Consider the following 16,208-nt stretch of genomic DNA (forward strand, 5'->3'; position numbering starts at 1 on the left):
AATATTTTAATTGTATATATTCTATTGATGGAGGAGGGGTTTTTCTGTCTAAGCGTTCGATCACTTCACTTGTTGCCGCGATGTCCCTCGGCATCGGGCTGTGGACATCTCCGGCGGAAGCACCGAAAGCGGCCAACACCTCCGGCATTCCAGCTGTGAAGCAAGGGGGAGCGATCGATTTTGCGATCGCCAACGACGAGAAGCTGGCGGAGATGTTGAAAAAAAGCGGAACGCTTCGCGCCGATGCGACTCCGGCTGAGGCGGAACAAGCGGTGCGCGACTATTTGCGGCAAAAGGCGGCTCACATGCCGCGGGAGAAGGGGGAATTGTACGAATACGAGAAGAAGCGTGCGGAAGCGCTGCAGGATCAGCAGCGGAAAAACGGCGTGCTGAATGGGAAAGGAAAAAAACTTGGCCAGTCGAAAACAACTTCCGTGCCGTCCGTCCAACCGGAGCCGTGGAACGGAGGCAAGCGAGTCGATCGGGTGCTCGTTTTGCTCATCGAATATCCGGATTTCCCGCACAATCGCATCCAGCCCAATGAAACGGATATGTATTACAAAGACTATACGCGCGAGCACTACGAAGACATGATTTTTGGCGGCGATGACGGCTATTACGAAGGGCCGAACAGCGAGAAACTCATTTCGGTGAAAAAATATTATGAAGAACAATCGGGCGGCAGCTATTCCATTGAAGGAAAAGTGGCGGGCTGGTATCAGGCGAAATATCCGGCCAAATACTACGGCGGCAACGTGCCGGCGCCCGACGGGAACGATGCGAACCCGCGCGCGCTTGTGCGCGAGGCGCTCGCGGCGGCTGCGAAAGATCCGAGCATCAATTTGCGCGAATTTGACCAAGAGGACCGCTATGATTTGGACGGCGACGGCAACACGCGTGAGCCGGACGGCTTGATCGATCATCTCATGATCATCCACTCAAGCGTCGGTGAAGAGGCGGGCGGTGGTTCGCTTGGCGGCGATGCCATTTGGTCGCACCGTTGGAATTTAGGATCCGTGTACCGCATTCCGAACACGACGACGGATGTGCCGTATTGGCGCGGTCAACTGGCAGCTTACGATTATACGATCGAGCCGGCCGACGGGGCGGCGGGGGTGTTTGCTCATGAGTACGGCCACGATTTAGGGCTGCCGGATGAATACGATACGATTTACTCTGGTTTAGGCGAGCCGATCGCGTATTGGTCCATCATGTCGAGCGGCAGCTGGGCGGGGCGCATTCCGGGCACTGAACCGACCGGCTTCAGCGCTTGGGCGAAGCAGTTTTTGCAGTCAACTATGCCCGGAAGCAACTGGCTGAGCGGAACAACCGTTGAGTGGAACGAAGTGACACAAAACGGCGTGGAAGTCGTGCTCGATGAAGCGAACACAAAAGGGACGAACAACGATGCCGTGCGCATCAACTTGCCGGACAAAGAAACGGTCGTTACGACCCCGGCCAGTGGTGCTTATGCGTATTTCTCCGGCAAAGGGAACCATTTGGATGTTTCCATGTCCACTGTCATTGATTTGACAAGTGCATCGCAAGCGGTATTGACGTTTGATACATGGTATGCGATCGAGAAAGACTGGGATTACGCCTCGGTAGAGGTGAAGGAGCACGGGGCGGGTGCGTGGACGACCGTCAAAGGAAACATTACAACGACCGACAATCCATATGGGCAAAACCCGGGCAACGGCATTACCGGCGCATCGAACGGTTGGGTGAAGGCCGAATTTGACTTGTCGGCCTATGCGGGCAAAATCATCGATCTCCGTTTCCATTACGTAACGGATGTGGCTGTGTCGGAAGCCGGCTGGTATATTGATAATATTCAAGTGGCGGCAGATGGAACAACCGTGCTTGCGGATGATGCGGAAGGCGGCAGCGCCTTCGCCTTGGACGGTTTCGTGAAAAGCGACGGCATCGTGCGCTCGAAGCATTATTATTTGCTTGAATGGCGCAATCACCGGGGCGTCGATCAAGGGCTGGCTCACATTTTGCGCGGCGGCCGATTGCTGTCGTATGACCCGGGACTTGTCATTTGGTATGTTGACGAAGGATACGACAACAACTGGACAGGCGTTCACCCGGGAGAAGGGTTCCTTGGCGTCGTCGATGCGGACCAGCACACGTTGAAATGGTCGGGCAACACGGCGGCCTCGACGCGCTATCAAGTGCACGATGCGGCGTTCAGCTTGAAAAAAGGCGCACCGTTCCGCGTCGAGATGGGCGGCTCGCAACTGATCGACAACGATGCGTCGCCAATGCCGGTGTTTGATGACAGCCGAACGTATGACAATAAAGGGGCGGCTGACGCCGGACGGAACGTGCCGAATTACGGCTTAAACATTCGCGTGATCGGTGAAAGCGCTGACCGCACTGCGGCGCGCGTGTTGATCTATCGCTGACAAAATCTTGAGGCGCACGGAACGTTTCCGTGCGCTGAATTTTTATCGACATGATTTGTCATCCGCTCGTCGAATTTGTTGATTTTTCTTCGCCCCTTTTTCCGTTGGTCTCTTTTATAATCATATGTAGGAATGTTTGAGAAGGGAGAGCGAATGAATGAAAGAATTGTGCCAACAGCTGTCGGCGTGGATTGCCGAGAAGCAGCCGTTGCGTGTAAAAACCTATCAAGGGGAAGCGGTCGTGCTGCCGGTCAAGTTATACCAGGAAGCCCGTAAATTGTTTGTCTACAACCGTCAAATGCGGCTGATGAATATTCCGTTGGATCGGATCATTTCTGTTGAGCCGACGCGCATCACCGGATCCTTTGATCGCCGGGGAGAGGAAGCTGTCGTACATACTCGCTGAACGGCACGCGCCTTAGGACGCGTGTTTTTTTCATGGCGTTTGAAGCTGTCTATGCCCTACACATTCTTTCGAGGAGGAAGGCAGCCTGTCACAAAGCGCAACGGTTTTGATTGCATAGCCAAACGCCATCTTTTAGAATGGAAAAGATGAACGACTGACCATAGGGGGGATGGACATTGCATGGCAAACGGATTGCCTTGTGCGCCTCACGCAAACTGGATGAAATGACGACTCTTATTGAAAAGCAAGGAGGAACGGCCGTGATCCGCCCGGCGCAAGGGACCGTCTTTTCAAAGGGAAGCGAATTGGGAGAGGAAATGCGAACTGTCATCGCCATGCGGCCGGACTGGATCGTATTTACGACGGGAATTGGCTTTGAGGCGCTGTTGGAAGCAGCCGACAGGGAGGGAATGGATGCTGAATGGCATCGAACGATCAAGGAAGCGAACGTGGCTGCCCGCGGCTATAAAACGGTGACGGCGTTGAAACAAATCGGCGTCACCCCGGTGGCCGCAAGCGAGGACGGGACGACGAAAGGGTTGATTGCTGTTCTTCGCAGGCACGACTTTGCGAACAAGAACGTGGTTGTGCAACTGTACGGCGACACCGCTCCGGCGCTTCGACAATTTTTTCTTGAGCGTGGCGCGTCCTATACGGAACTGCTTCCATACCGGCATGTCGCTCCGGATGAGGAGACGCTTGAGACGCTATACAATGAAGTTGTCGGTCGCGAGGTCGATGCTGTCTGTTTTACATCGGCGATGCAAGTCCGTTTTTTCTTTTCCTTTGCCCGCGAGAAAAAAGAGATCGCCCCGCTGCTTGAGGCGTTCCGCACCGATGTTGTCGCCTGCGCCGTCGGCAAAGTGACAAAAGAGGCATTGGAAGAAGAGGGAGTCCATCGCGTCATCGCTCCGGAACATGAGCGGATGGGAGCGATGATCGTGACGCTTGCCCGTTATTTTCAACGATAAGCCCCACTGGGGCTTTTTTTTTGCTTCAGTGTGTGATATCGCTCACAACAGTCATGGCGCCGCCCACGGTATAATGGAGACAACGCACGGCTCATAAAAAGGAGGAATCGATGATGCATTCATTTTGCCAGATGGGCGGCCCTGAAGGGGTGAAACTATGCGCCGGCCTGGCGCAATTCAAACAAGAACACGGCCGGCTGCGCGTCCAAATGAAGCAGCTGCTTGCCACAGCGGAAGCGATCGGCCAAGGGACAGATGACCGCAACTGGCGTAAGCTGCTCGCCGGGTTAAGGGAAATAGTTGAATCGTTCGTCGCCGCCCTAGATCCGCATTCAGAGCGGGAAGAAAGCGTATTGTTCCCGATGATGGCTCGGTACATCGGGCGGACGACCGGACCTATCGCCGTCATGGAATACGAACACGAACAGGCAAAAGCGCGCCTTTCCATGTTTTTAGAAAAAACCGCCCAGCTGCCGGAGAATATTCTTTTTTGTGGTATAATAGGGAAAACGATCAAAGTTTGAGGGGATTTCGTTGCGATACTCCAGCCATGTCATCGCTACATTATGTCTCGGCGCGGCGGTGTCCGCGCATACCGAGCTGCCGTTTACCGCCGCCTATACGATGGGACTTGCCATCGGCAGCCTTCTTCCTGATATTGACGAGCCGTCTTCGTATGTCGGCCGCCGTTCATTTGGCGTGTCTGGCAAAGTGAAGGAGGCGTTTGGCCATCGCGGCATGACGCATTCGCTCATCGTCTGGGGGGTGCTTGCTGCGCTTGTTTGGCGCGATTCGGCATCGCCATTGGCGGTCGGGTTGGTGCTTGGTTATTTGTTTCATATTATAGAAGACTTTTTTTCCGTTCAAGGGGTGCCGTTGTTTTGGCCGTTTTCGTCCAAGCGGTGGAAAGTGCCGCTCTATCGGACGGGAAAAGGGATGGAAAAAGCATTGGTTGGCGTCGCTTGGATCGGGTTCGTCTATTTTGGCGTCAACGGCTTGTTTCACGAATGGTGGCGGTCATGGTTGTCGATGTGGTAACGGCGCTCGATAAAAAAAGGAAAAAAGAGGAGCGGCAGCGAATATGGTGAAAGGAACGGGATTGACTAGATAAGGGGGAGAGGAAGATGAGCGAACAATACCCGGTGCTCCCTGGCGCCGAGCCGTTTTACGCCGAACATGGGCCGGTCGGGGTGTTGCTCGTGCACGGATTCACGGGCACGCCCCACAGCATGCGTCCGCTCGCTGAAGCGTACGCGAAAGCCGGCTATACCGTTTGCCTGCCGCGCTTAAAAGGGCACGGAACGCATTACGAAGACATGGAGCGGACGACGTTCCACGATTGGATTGCCTCGGTCGAAGAAGGATATGAATGGCTGAAACAACGATGCCAAACCATTTTTGTCACCGGGCTGTCGATGGGCGGGACGCTCACGCTTTATTTGGCGGAACAGCACCCGGAAATCCGCGGCATCGTGCCGATCAACGCCGCCATCGATATTCCGGCCATCCGCGCTGGTCTGACGGCCGGGGGCGAGGTGCCGCGGTATCTTGATTCCATCGGTTCGGATTTGAAAAATCCAGATGTCAAAGAGCTGGCGTACGAAAAAACGCCGACGGCGTCGCTTCTTCAGCTGGCTCAATTGATGGAGCAAGTGAAAAACGAGCTCGGACGCATCACCTGCCCGGCGCTGATTTTCGTTTCCGATGAAGACCATGTCGTGCCGCCCGAAAACGCCGACATCATTTTTCAAGGCATTCCATCGACGGAGAAAGAAATCGTCCGACTCCGAAACAGCTATCACGTGGCGACGCTTGACTACGATCAATCCATCATTATCGAACGATCACTCAAATTTTTCTCCAAGCATGCCAACTAAACACGCGCCTGTTTCCAGCCCGTCCTGTCCAAACAGGGCGGGTCATTTCCTGTTCTGTTGTCGTTATTTTTCTAAAAAAATAGGTGGCTGTTTTTGGCGGCTTGTTCTAAACTAGTGATAGTGAAAAATGATAAAGGAGCTTCATGTTGCATGACGATTGAACAAATTTCGTTGCTCGTTCAAGAAAAGAGAATTATAGAGGCGCTTGACAAAATAAAACCGCATTTGGAAAACGTAGGATTATTCGAGTGGCGGTCGCTCATGGCGTCATGGAATGCGATCGAACCGTTTCGGACGTTCGTCCGGTTGTTTGATTATGCGCTCATGTACCGGCATAGCGGGCTTGTCGCGCGGTACGCCCACCGGAAGTTCAACACGCTGCAGACGCTCGCTTGGGTGTGCGACGAGTGGCTCGAGAACCGCCGGCCGCTCGATGTGGAAGAAGCGCTTGTCCCGCGCCTTACAGAAGCGCTCGAAGGCCGGGTGAAGGAGCCGAGGGAATCGATCGCCCGGGCGGCGTTTGCGTTGGTGCGCGCTTTGCTCGATATGCAGCGGATCGATGAGGCGCGGGAATGGATGGATGTGGTTGCCCGCTATGAGACGGTGCCGATGCATGACAAGTGGGGCTACTTTTATATCGAGACCGGCGACCGGAAGCGCGCCGAACAGGCGGTTCGCGCTGGGATGGATGATCCGGAGCGCGGCGATATGTGCTATTTGTTGCTTTCGGATTTGTACGCTCTGGATGGCCGTCATCAAGAGGCGCTTGCCGTTTTGGAGGAAGGAAAGCGACGCTTTCCGCAAGTGTTGGCGTTTTACGCTGAGCGTGTACGCCGCCTGCGCGATGTGCGCGCCTACCGCGAGGCGCTCGCGGCGATGGATGAACTTGACCGCCTGAATCCGCTTCATATGCATCGCCGCTATTTTACTCATTTGCGCGCAGAGCTGCATTATCGGCTTGGGGAGTGGGAGAAACTTGAATCGCTTGTGAAAGCGGAGCCGCAGCTTGAAAAAACGCCGTACGCCCGCGCGCTTGGGCGGCAAAGTAAACGGGCGGTGGTGCTGCCGCTTGTGCCGGTCGTGCAAAAGCATAACTATTGCGTGCCGGCGAGTTTGGAAATGATGCTTCGATTGCTTGGATCTCCCCGCACGCAGGATGAAGTGGCCCAACATATTTTTGATGTCCGTGGATCAAAATTGTCCACGACGGTTCGATATTTGGAGGATCTTGGATTTACTTGCCGTTTTTTTATTGGTTCGCCGTTGCGTTGGAAACGGTTGATTGACGAAGGCGTTCCGGTGCTGTTAAGCGTCGATTATGAACAGTCATCGCACGTGCAGGTGCTCTTTGGCTATGACGAGCGGCTCGAGGCGTTTTACGTGCAAGATCCCAATTTATTCGATCCGTTTGTCGTTTCTGAGGACGAGCTTGCCAAATGGTATGCAGGGACGCATTATTTGTCGATTGTTGCGCTTCCCCGGGAAAAAGCGGCGCTCGCCGCCGAGCTCCCCGAAGAGGAAGACCGCTATTTCCGCGAATTGCACGCGTTAGCCGAAAAGATGGATGAGGACGAACAGGCGCATTTCGCCGCGTTTGTCGCCTTTTTGCGCAAGCATGAGCACATCCCGTACACATGGCTGTATGTCATGAAGCATTTTAGCAGCGATGAGGCGAAGCCGCTTGTGTTGGATTACACAGGGCGCGTCTTGAGCGAGTATCCCGAACATAACGACTTGCTGCTGATGGCGGCGAAAGCGTACGTTTACACACAAGAAATGGAGCAGGCTGAAGACGTGCTCAAACGGGTGAAAGGAAAGGCGCAAAGCCCGATTTACCATTATTTGCGCGGCCGAATCGCTTTTTTTGCCAGCCGTTACGAAGAGGCGGCCCGCTATTTTCGCGCCTCGCTCCAGCTTGATACGGACCAACCGGAAGTATGGAGCTATTGGGGGCTTGCCTCGGCGTACGCCGGCCAGATCGAGAAAGGGCTTGTCTCTTCGCGCGTGGCGGTCAGCCTGTATCCAGGCGATTTGTTTATCGAAACGAACCATGGTGTACTGTTGTTCTACGCGAAGCGGTTCGCGGAAGCGCGCGACTGGTTTGACCACCTTGTTCGCCGTGAACGGCGGGATGCCCAGCTTTGGTATGAGCGGGCCCGCTGCGATCAGGAGCTCGGCCGCCGACGCAAGGCGGAACGCGGTTTTTGCGTCGCCAAAACGCTTGACCCGCAGGAACCGTATCCGTATTTGATGTTGGCCGACTTGTATCATGACGCCGGCGATCGGGAAAAAGCGAAAACGGTGCTGGAAGAGGGATTGGCCGCCGCCTGGCGGTTGGCGCCGCTTTACGTCCGCCTTGGCGATCTCTATATGGAGGAAGGAGAGGCGGAACGAGCCGTTTCGTGTTACGAAGAAGCGATCCGCCACGATAGTGAGGACGTGTTCGCCCATCTCGGCTTGGCGGCCGCCCTTGCTGAGCGTGGCGATGCGGAAGCGGCGCGTCGGTATGTAATCGAGCAGCGCACTCGTTTTGCCGACAACAGCGAATATTGCCTCAATGCGGGAAGATGGCTTGTCGCCCATGGCTTCGCCGAGGAAGAGGAAGAGCGGAACACAGCGCTTTCGTTGTTGGAGGAAGGGTTGCGCCTTGCCGAGTTTGATGCGGAAGAAGCGTATGAGTTTTATCTTGAGCTGTTGACAACGCCGATTCTTTTCGAACGCGGACGGACATTTTTGGAGCAGCTTGTGTCGACACGCCCGAAACTCGCTTCGGCCTATTCCGCCCTTGGCGTCCTTTATGAACGGCAAGGACGGCCGTCCAAAGCCATGGAGGTTTACCGGGAAGCCGCCGCCATGGGCCATGCGCTTTCCTTCTTCCGGCTGGCGGAGCTGTGCGCCTCGCTTGGCCGCTACGAAGAGGCGAAACAACATTATGAAGCGTGTCTCAAAGCCGATCCGTCGTTCGCCCCCTGCCATTTTCGCTTAGCTGCGCTCTATGAGGCGGAGGGAAACGAAGAGCGGCAGCACGCGCATTTGCTTCAGGCGGTTCGTCTTGCCCCGCTGCGTGTGGATATCGAACAACTCGCAGCGATCATAGAGCCTTCAGCGCTGCTTCAGGCATTGGCCGATACCCGTCCGCATGCAGGTGAGGCTTGGTATTATGACAGCCTCGGATACGTCTATGAAGCGCTCGGACGCCGCGATCAAGAAAAGACGGCGGTCGAGAAGGCGCTTGCCCTTGCGCCGGATGACCGTGAAGTGCTCCGGCATTGGGCCCATGTGCTCGGCCGGCAAGGGTGCACAAAAGAGGCGGTCAAGCTGCTTGAACAGCTGATCGCTCGGTATCCTGACGACGAATCGTTGTATCCGGCGTACGTCGCTCTGTTTCCGAAAACGATGCGCGGTTTAGGGAAGCTTCGCCATCGGTTGGAGCGGCTAAAGACAAGCTGCGAGGCGAAAAGCGTTATTTATCGGAACGCGGCCGCCTCTCTCCTTCCGTATTTGGAAGAGGAACGGAACGAAAACGACGAGCCGGTGCGGTGGTGGACAAAAGCGAAAGAATGGATGGGCAGGTTTTCCTTGTTTTCGATCGTCATTGATTTGTATGAGGAGGCGATTCGCCTCAATCCCAGCCATGCGGAAGCCTATGGGCAGCTCGCCCGCCTTTATGCGGCGATCGAGCTGGAGGACGATGCCGTCAAAACGTGGCGCAAAGCGCTTGCCCGCGTTTGGGATCCTTCATTGGCGCGTGAATTCGTCGAACACTTGTTGAAGGCCGATGAGGAGAAAAAGCGCCAAGAGGCCAAGCGGTGGCTTGAGCGGCTAGTGGCTGATGACCCGGACGATATCGAACTGCGCGTGTGGCAGGCGGTCGTTTGGCTTCAAGAAGGGCAGCACGAGAAAGCTGAGCGGCAGCTGCAGGAGATCGTGGCGGAAGAACCGCTCGCCCGTGAGGCGCTCATGTTGCTTGGCGAACAGTATCGGGAAACGGGGCGCGTTCAAGAAGCGGCGTCGCTTTGGGAGCGCTACGCTGATTGGTACCCCGAGGACGAAGAATTTCATATGCACCTGGCGGCTGCTTATGAAGCGGCAGGGTTCATCGATCAGGCGCTCGCGGCAATTGAACGGTGCGTCCACGCGGCTAAAGATGCTCGACTTCGCTATGAACGAGCCCGCTATCTCGCGCTGCTTGGGCGCTTCGATGAGGCGAAGCAAGAGCTTGAGGAGGCGTTAGCGGCCGATGAAAGCGGAGAGCTTGCCATGTTGGCGGCTGACGAACCGGTGTTTCACCCCTTGGGGAGAACGTGATGGATTTTTGCTTTTCTTTTGATGGAAAGTTTGTTATCGTTATGGGAAGAGAAGAACCGTCGGATGAAAAGGAGGTGGACGCATGGAAGCGCCGATCGATTTGCTTGTCTATATGTCGCTTGTCGGCGCGTTATGGATCATCATGAAAGGGCATATGGGCGCGCGTCGAATGGCGGGTTCGCTGTTTTATGAGCCGGCATTGGCTGCGGTTCGCGAGCATGAAGCAGAGGGAGGCGCCAAACGAGCGGTGCTTCCATCGCGCCCGCTGTTTTTGCCGCAGCGGCGGAAAATCCCGATTCGAGAACGAACAAGCCGTGCGGATGAGGATGGAAGGCCTTTCCTTTATGATGAAACGGCATGATTTTGCAACATGATATAAGGGAGGGCTTTTCATGAAAAAATGGGTATTGGTGCTGCTTGGCGCGGCGTTGCTTCTTTCCGGCTGCAACCGCAACGAACCGATCGACGAACATAGTCAAGGCATTTGGGACCATTATTTTGTCTACCCGATGTCAAAGCTCTTGTTGACGCTTGGCCATTGGTTTGGCGACAACTACGGCATCGCCATTATCGTGCTGACGCTCATCGTCCGGTTTTGCTTGCTGCCGCTCATTTTGAAGCAGTTCCGCGCATCACTCGCCATGCAAAAACTGCGTCCGGAATTGTTGAAGCTGCAAGAAAAGTATAAAAGCAAAGACCCGGAAACGCAGCGCAAGCTCCAGCAAGAAATGATGCAGCTGTATCAAAAGCACGGCGTCAACCCGGCGAGCGGCTGCCTGCCGGTGCTCATTCAAATGCCGATTTTTATGGCGCTCTATTACGCGATTTCGCGGACGCAGGAAATTAAAACGCATTCGTTCTTATGGGTCGAGCTCGGCCATCGCGATCCGTATTTCGTTTTGCCGGTTTTGGCGGCGTTGACGACGTTCATCTCACTCCGCCTGTCGCCATCCATGGCCGAAGAACAAATGCCGCAAATGGCGATGATGTCGTACATCATGCCGGTGATGATCTTTATCGGCGCCAGCTCCGTTCCATCGGCGCTGTCGCTTTATTGGGTCGTCGGCGGCTGCTTCTCGATCATCCAGTCGCTCCTTTTGCGCAGTCAGCTGAAAGCGGCGAAAGCGGCGGAAAACAGCTAGCACACTAGCCAACATCCCCTGTTTGCTTTCCAAACAGAAAAGCAGGCAGGGGATATGTTTGTTTCTCGCCATAGAAAGGTTGGTGAACATCAACGGTTTCCTTGATCGATGAGTGAACGTGGCAAAGCAGCGCCGATGCTACAAGAATGAGGCTAGGAAACGGACGGTTCTTTTCAATCACTGACCTTATCGTGATGCGATGAGAAATCGCTGCAAAGATGATTCGGACAAAAAGCCATGAAGTGAGGGAAGCCCGTTTAGCCGCATGGGCTCGCTTGTTTATGCCATCTTCTGCTTGCCCAGATTTTGCATGCTGGAGTAGAGTAAAAGTATAGCAGCGTCAATGTACAACCTAAACTCGTTTGTTAAACAAATACACGGGAGGGATGTTGATGGAGAGAGCACTTATCATCATCGACTACACGGGTTTCGCATCGTCGTTCACCAGCGGGCGGTGGCGAGTTTTGACCCGGCGGGACACGAATGGGCGCTCCGCCATTTTCGCCATACGTTGGGCGCGGAAATAGTGGAATAATGGAGAAAACATGATAGAATAGACGATGAACGTTCTCTTTTGCTGCGGCGCAGTCATTCGTTGTTGGAGGTTGCAAATTCATGAAAAAATATGCCGACGACAGTCTGATGCTTCATACGGACTTATATCAAATCAATATGGTCGAAACGTATTGGGAAGACGGGATGCATGAGCGCCGCGCCGTGTTTGAGGTGTTTTTCCGCAAGCTGCCGTTTGGCAACGGCTATGCGGTGTTCGCTGGGTTGGAGCGCGTGATTCAGTTTTTGCAACAGTTCCGCTTCTCTGACAGCGACATCGACTATTTGCGCCAAGAACTTGGCTACCGTGATGACTTTTTAGACTATTTGCGGACGCTTCGCTTCACCGGCACGGTCCGTTCGATGCGCGAAGGGGAAGTGGTGTTTGCCAACGAACCGATTATGCGCATTGAGGCGCCGCTCGCCGAGGCGCAGCTCATCGAAACGGCTATTTTAAACATCATCAATTTCCAGACGCTCATCGCCACGAAAGCGTCGCGCATTAAGCATATTCTCGGAGACGAGCCGGCTTTGGAGTTCGGCAGCCGGCGGGCGCAGGAGATGGATGCGGCGCTTTGGGGCGCGCGCGCGGCGTATATCGGCGGGATTGAGGCGACATCGAACGTGCGCGCCGGGAAGCTGTTTGGCATTCCGGTCGCCGGAACGCACGCCCATTCGATGATTCAAGCGTATCAGGATGAATACACCGCATTTTTGAAGTATGCACGCCGCCATAAAGATTGTGTCTTTCTTGTCGATACGTATGATACGTTGAAGTCGGGGGTGCCAAACGCCATTCGCGTCGCCAAGGAGTTGGGCGACCAAATCAACTTTATCGGCATCCGCATCGACAGCGGCGACTTGGCCTATTTGTCGAAGGAAGCGCGGAAAATGCTCGATGAAGCCGGATTTCCGAATGCGAAAATTTTTGCCTCAAACGATTTGGACGAAGATACGATTTTAAACTTGAAATCGCAAGGGGCGAAAATCGATGTCTGGGGGATCGGCACAAAGCTCATTACCGCGTACGATCAGCCAGCGCTTGGTGCCGTGTACAAAATGGTGGCGATCGAAAACGAACAGGGAGAAATGGTCGATACGATCAAAATCAGCGGCAATCCGGAAAAAGTGACAACCCCAGGGTTGAAGCGGGTGTACCGCATCGTCAACAAAATCAACCACAAAGCGGAAGGCGACTACATCGCCTTAGAGAGCGAAAACCCGCAACAAGAAGAACGATTGAAAATGTTTCATCCAGTGTATACATTCATCAGCAAATTCGTCACCAATTTCGAAGCGCGTGATTTGCATGTGACGATTTTTGATAACGGACGGCTTGTGTATACGTCGCCGCCGCTTCCGGACATTCAGGCGTATGCGAAAGAAAGTTTGCGCTTGTTTTGGGAGGAGTACAAACGGACGCTCAATCCCGAGCAATATCCGGTCGATTTGAGCCAGGCGTGCTGGGACAATAAGATGGAAAACATCCGCAAGGTGAAAGAAACGATCGCGCGCATGTCGACGAAAGAGTAACCGGCCGCCGGGCGCGGACAAGTCGAAAGGCGGATCGGCGCTCGCGCGACAGGCGGCGATTGGATGGTGAACCCACCAGGCGTCTCGCTGCACCTCGTTCTCGGCTGGTGGAGCGGCGGATGCGGTGGCAAAGGAAAACGTGTCCCGCGGCGAGGCGAGGCACGTTTTCGTTCATGATGAGGAATGTTTGCTTGCCAGCTGTTTGTCGAGTTCATCGACAAGAGCAGTAAAGTGGCGCAAGACGCGCTCGACCGGTTCGGGGCTTGTCATATCCACTCCGGCCCGCTTAAGCAGACGGATCGGGTCATCGGATGCGCCGGCGCGCAAAAATTGTTTGTACCGCTTTACCGCTTCGCCGCTTTGATCGGTTTTGATAGCGCGCACAATGGCGTGCGAGGCCGCGAGCGAAGTGGCATATTTGTATACATAAAAGGCGTCATAAAAATGCGGAATGCGCAGCCAGCCGCGCGCGGCGCCGGGATCGGCAGCGTACGCCGGGCCGTAATACGTTTTGAGCAGGCCAAGCCAAAGATCGTTCAATTCGTCCGCTGTGAGACTGCCGCCTTGGCGCACCTTGTCGTGAATCATTCGCTCAAATTCGGAATACATCACTTGCGTGTACAATGTGCCGCGAATTTGCTCGATTTGTTCGATGAGCAGGCGGAGTTTTTCTTCTTTTGTTTTCGCCTGTTTGTACAAATAATCGAGCATGAGCCATTCGTTCGCCGTTGATGCCACTTCCGCGGTGAAAATCGAATGGCCGGAATAATGGTACGGCTGCGCCTCGTTCGTGTACACGGAATGCATGGCGTGTCCAAGTTCGTGGGCCATCGTCAACACGCTGTCAAGCGAACCGTTGTAATTGAGCAAGATGAACGGATGGGTGTCATACGCTCCGGTGTTATAGCCGCCCGTATATTTTTTCGGGCGCGGGTAGACGTCCAACCATCGTTCTTGAAACGCTCGGTGCACGTGGCGAATATAGTCGGCGCCGAGCGGCTTGAGCCCTTCGACAATGAGCGTCTTCGCCGTTTCAACAGGAATTGGCTTCATTGTTTCACTGACAAGCGGTACGTACAAGTCATAGCTATGGACGCGGTCCAGCCCGAGCGCGCGCCGCCGCAGTTCGACATAGCGGTGAAGCGCCGGCAAGTGACGGCGGGTGGCGGCGATCAAGTGATCAAACACTTCCTTCGGTACGTCATCGGCGGCAAGGGCGGCGGCGAGGCCGGACGGATAGCGGCGCACGTTCGCATACAATTCATCCGCTTTGACCGAGGCATACAGCGTTGCGGCTGCGGTTTGTTCCAGGGCTTCATAGCTTTTGGCTTTGGCTTCAAACGCCGCTTTTCGATAACGGCGGTCCGAGTGTTCAAGCATGGCGGCGTATTGGTCATCGGTCAACGTCACCGTTTTTCCGTTCGGCATCTTGACAGACGGCGGCTCATAATCGCCGCGGGCGGCGTGGTCATAAATGTTCTCCGCTTCCCCGAGCGCCGGCGATAGTTTCGCGAGCAGCTGCTCTTCGCGTTTCGTGAGCGTATGCGGTTTTTGTTCGCGCAACTCATGGAAGTAATAGCGGTACGCCTTCAGCGGTTCACTTTTTTGCAGCTTCCTGAGCGTTCGCTCTGGGAGGGCGAGCAGTTCTGGCTCGATAAACGCTGTTTTCGCCGCATAGTGGGCGGCGAGCGCTTCCACTTTTGCCCCGAGCCGCGCGGCCGTCTTGTCTTCGATGTTCAAGTCGCGTTTTAAATGGGCGTAAAGCGACAGTTTTTCGAGCTTGCGGGCCGTTTGTTCGTTGAGGGCGAACAGTTGGGCGATTGTCTTGGCATCGTCAAGCTTCCCTTCAAACGCCGCCAGTTTCGGCAAGGCGTTTTGCACCGCCTGATAGTCGCGCATCCACTCGTGCTCGGATGGGTAAATGTCAGCTACATTCCATTCGTATGCGGTTTCGGCGGCCGATGTCGGCCATGGGGAGGTCAAAAGAAGCCCGGCGGCGAGCCCAAGGAGCCAGCGCTTCATATGATCACGTCCTTTGCCTGTTTTCCTCTTGTTGGTAGTATGCGCAAGCAGAACGATTTTAGCCAAAAAAAGAAAGGGAGACGATCCATGGAACGAATCCGTTTAGCGGACGATTTGACTTTTTCTCGCCTGATTCACGGCTGTTGGCGGTTTGCCGACTGGGGCTATTCAGCCGAGCAGCTGCTCGGGCTCATCGAATTTTGCCTTGAGCGAGGCATCACCACGTTTGACCATGCCGATATTTACGGCAACTACACGTGCGAATCGCGCTTTGGCGAGGCGTTGGCGTTACAGCCAAGCTTGCGCGGCCAGATGGAGATCGTGACGAAATGCGGCATTAAGCTGCCATCGAAGTACGGAATGAAGTCGTACGATACAAGCAAAGATCATATCATCGCTTCGGTCGAGCAGTCGCTGCGGAATTTCCGCACCGATTATATCGATGTGCTGCTGATCCACCGCCCCGATCCATTCATGAACCCCGAAGAGGTGGCCGAGGCGTTTTTGCGGCTGAAACAGGATGGAAAGGTGCGTTATTTCGGCGTCTCGAACTTTAAACGTTCGCAGTGGGAACTGTTGCAGTCGTATTTGCCGTTTCCTCTCGTCACCAACCAAATCGAAGCATCGGCGTACCGGCTCGAAAATTTTGCAGACGGCACAGTGGATCTTTGTCTGGAAAAGCGGGTTCCGCCGATGGTGTGGTCGCCGCTCGCTGGTGGAGCGATTTTTTCCGCTGACGATGACCGGGCGGTGCGTCTGCGCGGGACGCTTGAACAAGTGCGGGGCGAAGCGGGCGCTGCGACGATCGATGAAGTGCTGTATGCGTGGCTTCTCGTTCATCCAGCGCGGATGATGCCGATTGTCGGATCGGGAAAACGAGAACGCATCGAGCGGGCGGTGCGGGCGCTGTCTTTGCCGCTTTCCCGCGAGCAATGGTTCGCCATTTGGCAAAGCTCCATGGGGCATGAGGTGCCATAAGGGGAGAA

Annotated in this window: 11 protein-coding genes and 2 pseudogenes; 12 read left to right on the top strand and 1 reads right to left on the bottom strand. The window is 54.9% G+C overall.

The window, feature by feature from the left end; genetic code table 11:
* Positions 1-44 precede the first annotated feature (44 nt).
* From N685_RS0113975 to N685_RS0114020, 11 genes and pseudogenes are all read left to right on the top strand, one after another.
* Positions 45-2,411: an immune inhibitor A domain-containing protein gene (locus tag N685_RS0113975; protein WP_033842344.1), complete on the top strand. Its 2,367-nt coding sequence runs from the start codon at positions 45-47 to the stop codon at positions 2,409-2,411.
* 157 nt (positions 2,412-2,568) lie between these two features.
* On the top strand, positions 2,569-2,817 hold the full coding sequence (locus N685_RS0113980) for a hypothetical protein (protein WP_031409333.1): 249 nt from the start codon (positions 2,569-2,571) through the stop codon (positions 2,815-2,817).
* 176 nt (positions 2,818-2,993) lie between these two features.
* Positions 2,994-3,788 (top strand): uroporphyrinogen-III synthase, encoded by a 795-nt coding sequence (locus N685_RS0113985; RefSeq protein WP_031409335.1) that lies wholly within the window; start codon positions 2,994-2,996, stop codon positions 3,786-3,788.
* Between the two features lie 113 nt (positions 3,789-3,901).
* Positions 3,902-4,273: pseudogene (locus N685_RS0113990) on the top strand (hemerythrin domain-containing protein); the annotation flags it as partial.
* A 49-nt stretch (positions 4,274-4,322) separates the two neighbouring features.
* Positions 4,323-4,826: a metal-dependent hydrolase gene (locus N685_RS0113995; RefSeq protein ID WP_031409339.1), complete on the top strand. Its 504-nt coding sequence runs from the start codon at positions 4,323-4,325 to the stop codon at positions 4,824-4,826.
* Between the two features lie 86 nt (positions 4,827-4,912).
* Entirely contained in the window at positions 4,913-5,665 is a 753-nt protein-coding gene (locus N685_RS0114000; RefSeq protein WP_031409341.1) for an alpha/beta hydrolase, read from the top strand.
* Between the two features lie 150 nt (positions 5,666-5,815).
* On the top strand, positions 5,816-9,973 hold the full coding sequence (locus tag N685_RS0114005) for a tetratricopeptide repeat protein (protein WP_031409343.1): 4,158 nt from the start codon (positions 5,816-5,818) through the stop codon (positions 9,971-9,973).
* An 82-nt stretch (positions 9,974-10,055) separates the two neighbouring features.
* The gene (locus N685_RS0114010; protein ID WP_031409345.1) at positions 10,056-10,334 is read left to right on the top strand and encodes a hypothetical protein; all 279 of its coding nucleotides are present in this window, start codon (positions 10,056-10,058) and stop codon (positions 10,332-10,334) included.
* Positions 10,335-10,365: 31 nt separating this feature from the next.
* A complete protein-coding gene (yidC, locus tag N685_RS0114015) occupies positions 10,366-11,115 on the top strand; it encodes a membrane protein insertase YidC (RefSeq protein WP_031409347.1) in 750 nt (249 codons plus the stop codon).
* 424 nt (positions 11,116-11,539) lie between these two features.
* Positions 11,540-11,650 (top strand): annotated as a pseudogene (locus tag N685_RS19900) (isochorismatase); the annotation flags it as partial.
* 80 nt (positions 11,651-11,730) lie between these two features.
* Entirely contained in the window at positions 11,731-13,200 is a 1,470-nt protein-coding gene (locus tag N685_RS0114020; protein ID WP_031409349.1) for a nicotinate phosphoribosyltransferase, read from the top strand.
* Between the two features lie 171 nt (positions 13,201-13,371).
* On the opposite strand, the gene pepF is transcribed toward N685_RS0114020, so the two are convergent.
* Positions 13,372-15,222 carry an oligoendopeptidase F gene (gene pepF / locus N685_RS0114025; RefSeq protein ID WP_031409351.1) on the bottom strand — a complete coding sequence of 617 codons (1,851 nt, stop codon included), beginning with the start codon at positions 15,220-15,222 and terminating at the stop codon, positions 13,372-13,374.
* Positions 15,223-15,309: 87 nt separating this feature from the next.
* On the opposite strand from pepF, the gene N685_RS0114030 reads away from it, so the two are divergent.
* Positions 15,310-16,200 (top strand): aldo/keto reductase, encoded by an 891-nt coding sequence (locus tag N685_RS0114030; RefSeq protein WP_031409352.1) that lies wholly within the window; start codon positions 15,310-15,312, stop codon positions 16,198-16,200.
* The last annotated feature ends 8 nt before the right edge of the window (positions 16,201-16,208 follow it).

This window comes from Geobacillus vulcani PSS1 (assembly GCF_000733845.1).
GTDB classification, from domain to species: Bacteria; Bacillota; Bacilli; order Bacillales; family Anoxybacillaceae; genus Geobacillus; species Geobacillus vulcani.

Coding starts and splice junctions, on each gene's coding strand:
- N685_RS0113980 (WP_031409333.1), top strand. CDS start 2,569: ATGAAAGAATTGTGCCAACAGCTGTCGGCGTGGATTGCCGAGAAGCAG.
- N685_RS0114000 (WP_031409341.1), top strand. CDS start 4,913: ATGAGCGAACAATACCCGGTGCTCCCTGGCGCCGAGCCGTTTTACGCC.
- N685_RS0114005 (WP_031409343.1), top strand. CDS start 5,816: ATGACGATTGAACAAATTTCGTTGCTCGTTCAAGAAAAGAGAATTATA.
- N685_RS0114010 (WP_031409345.1), top strand. CDS start 10,056: ATGGAAGCGCCGATCGATTTGCTTGTCTATATGTCGCTTGTCGGCGCG.
- yidC (WP_031409347.1), top strand. CDS start 10,366: ATGAAAAAATGGGTATTGGTGCTGCTTGGCGCGGCGTTGCTTCTTTCC.
- N685_RS0114020 (WP_031409349.1), top strand. CDS start 11,731: ATGAAAAAATATGCCGACGACAGTCTGATGCTTCATACGGACTTATAT.
- pepF (WP_031409351.1), bottom strand. CDS start 15,222: ATGAAGCGCTGGCTCCTTGGGCTCGCCGCCGGGCTTCTTTTGACCTCC.
- N685_RS0114030 (WP_031409352.1), top strand. CDS start 15,310: ATGGAACGAATCCGTTTAGCGGACGATTTGACTTTTTCTCGCCTGATT.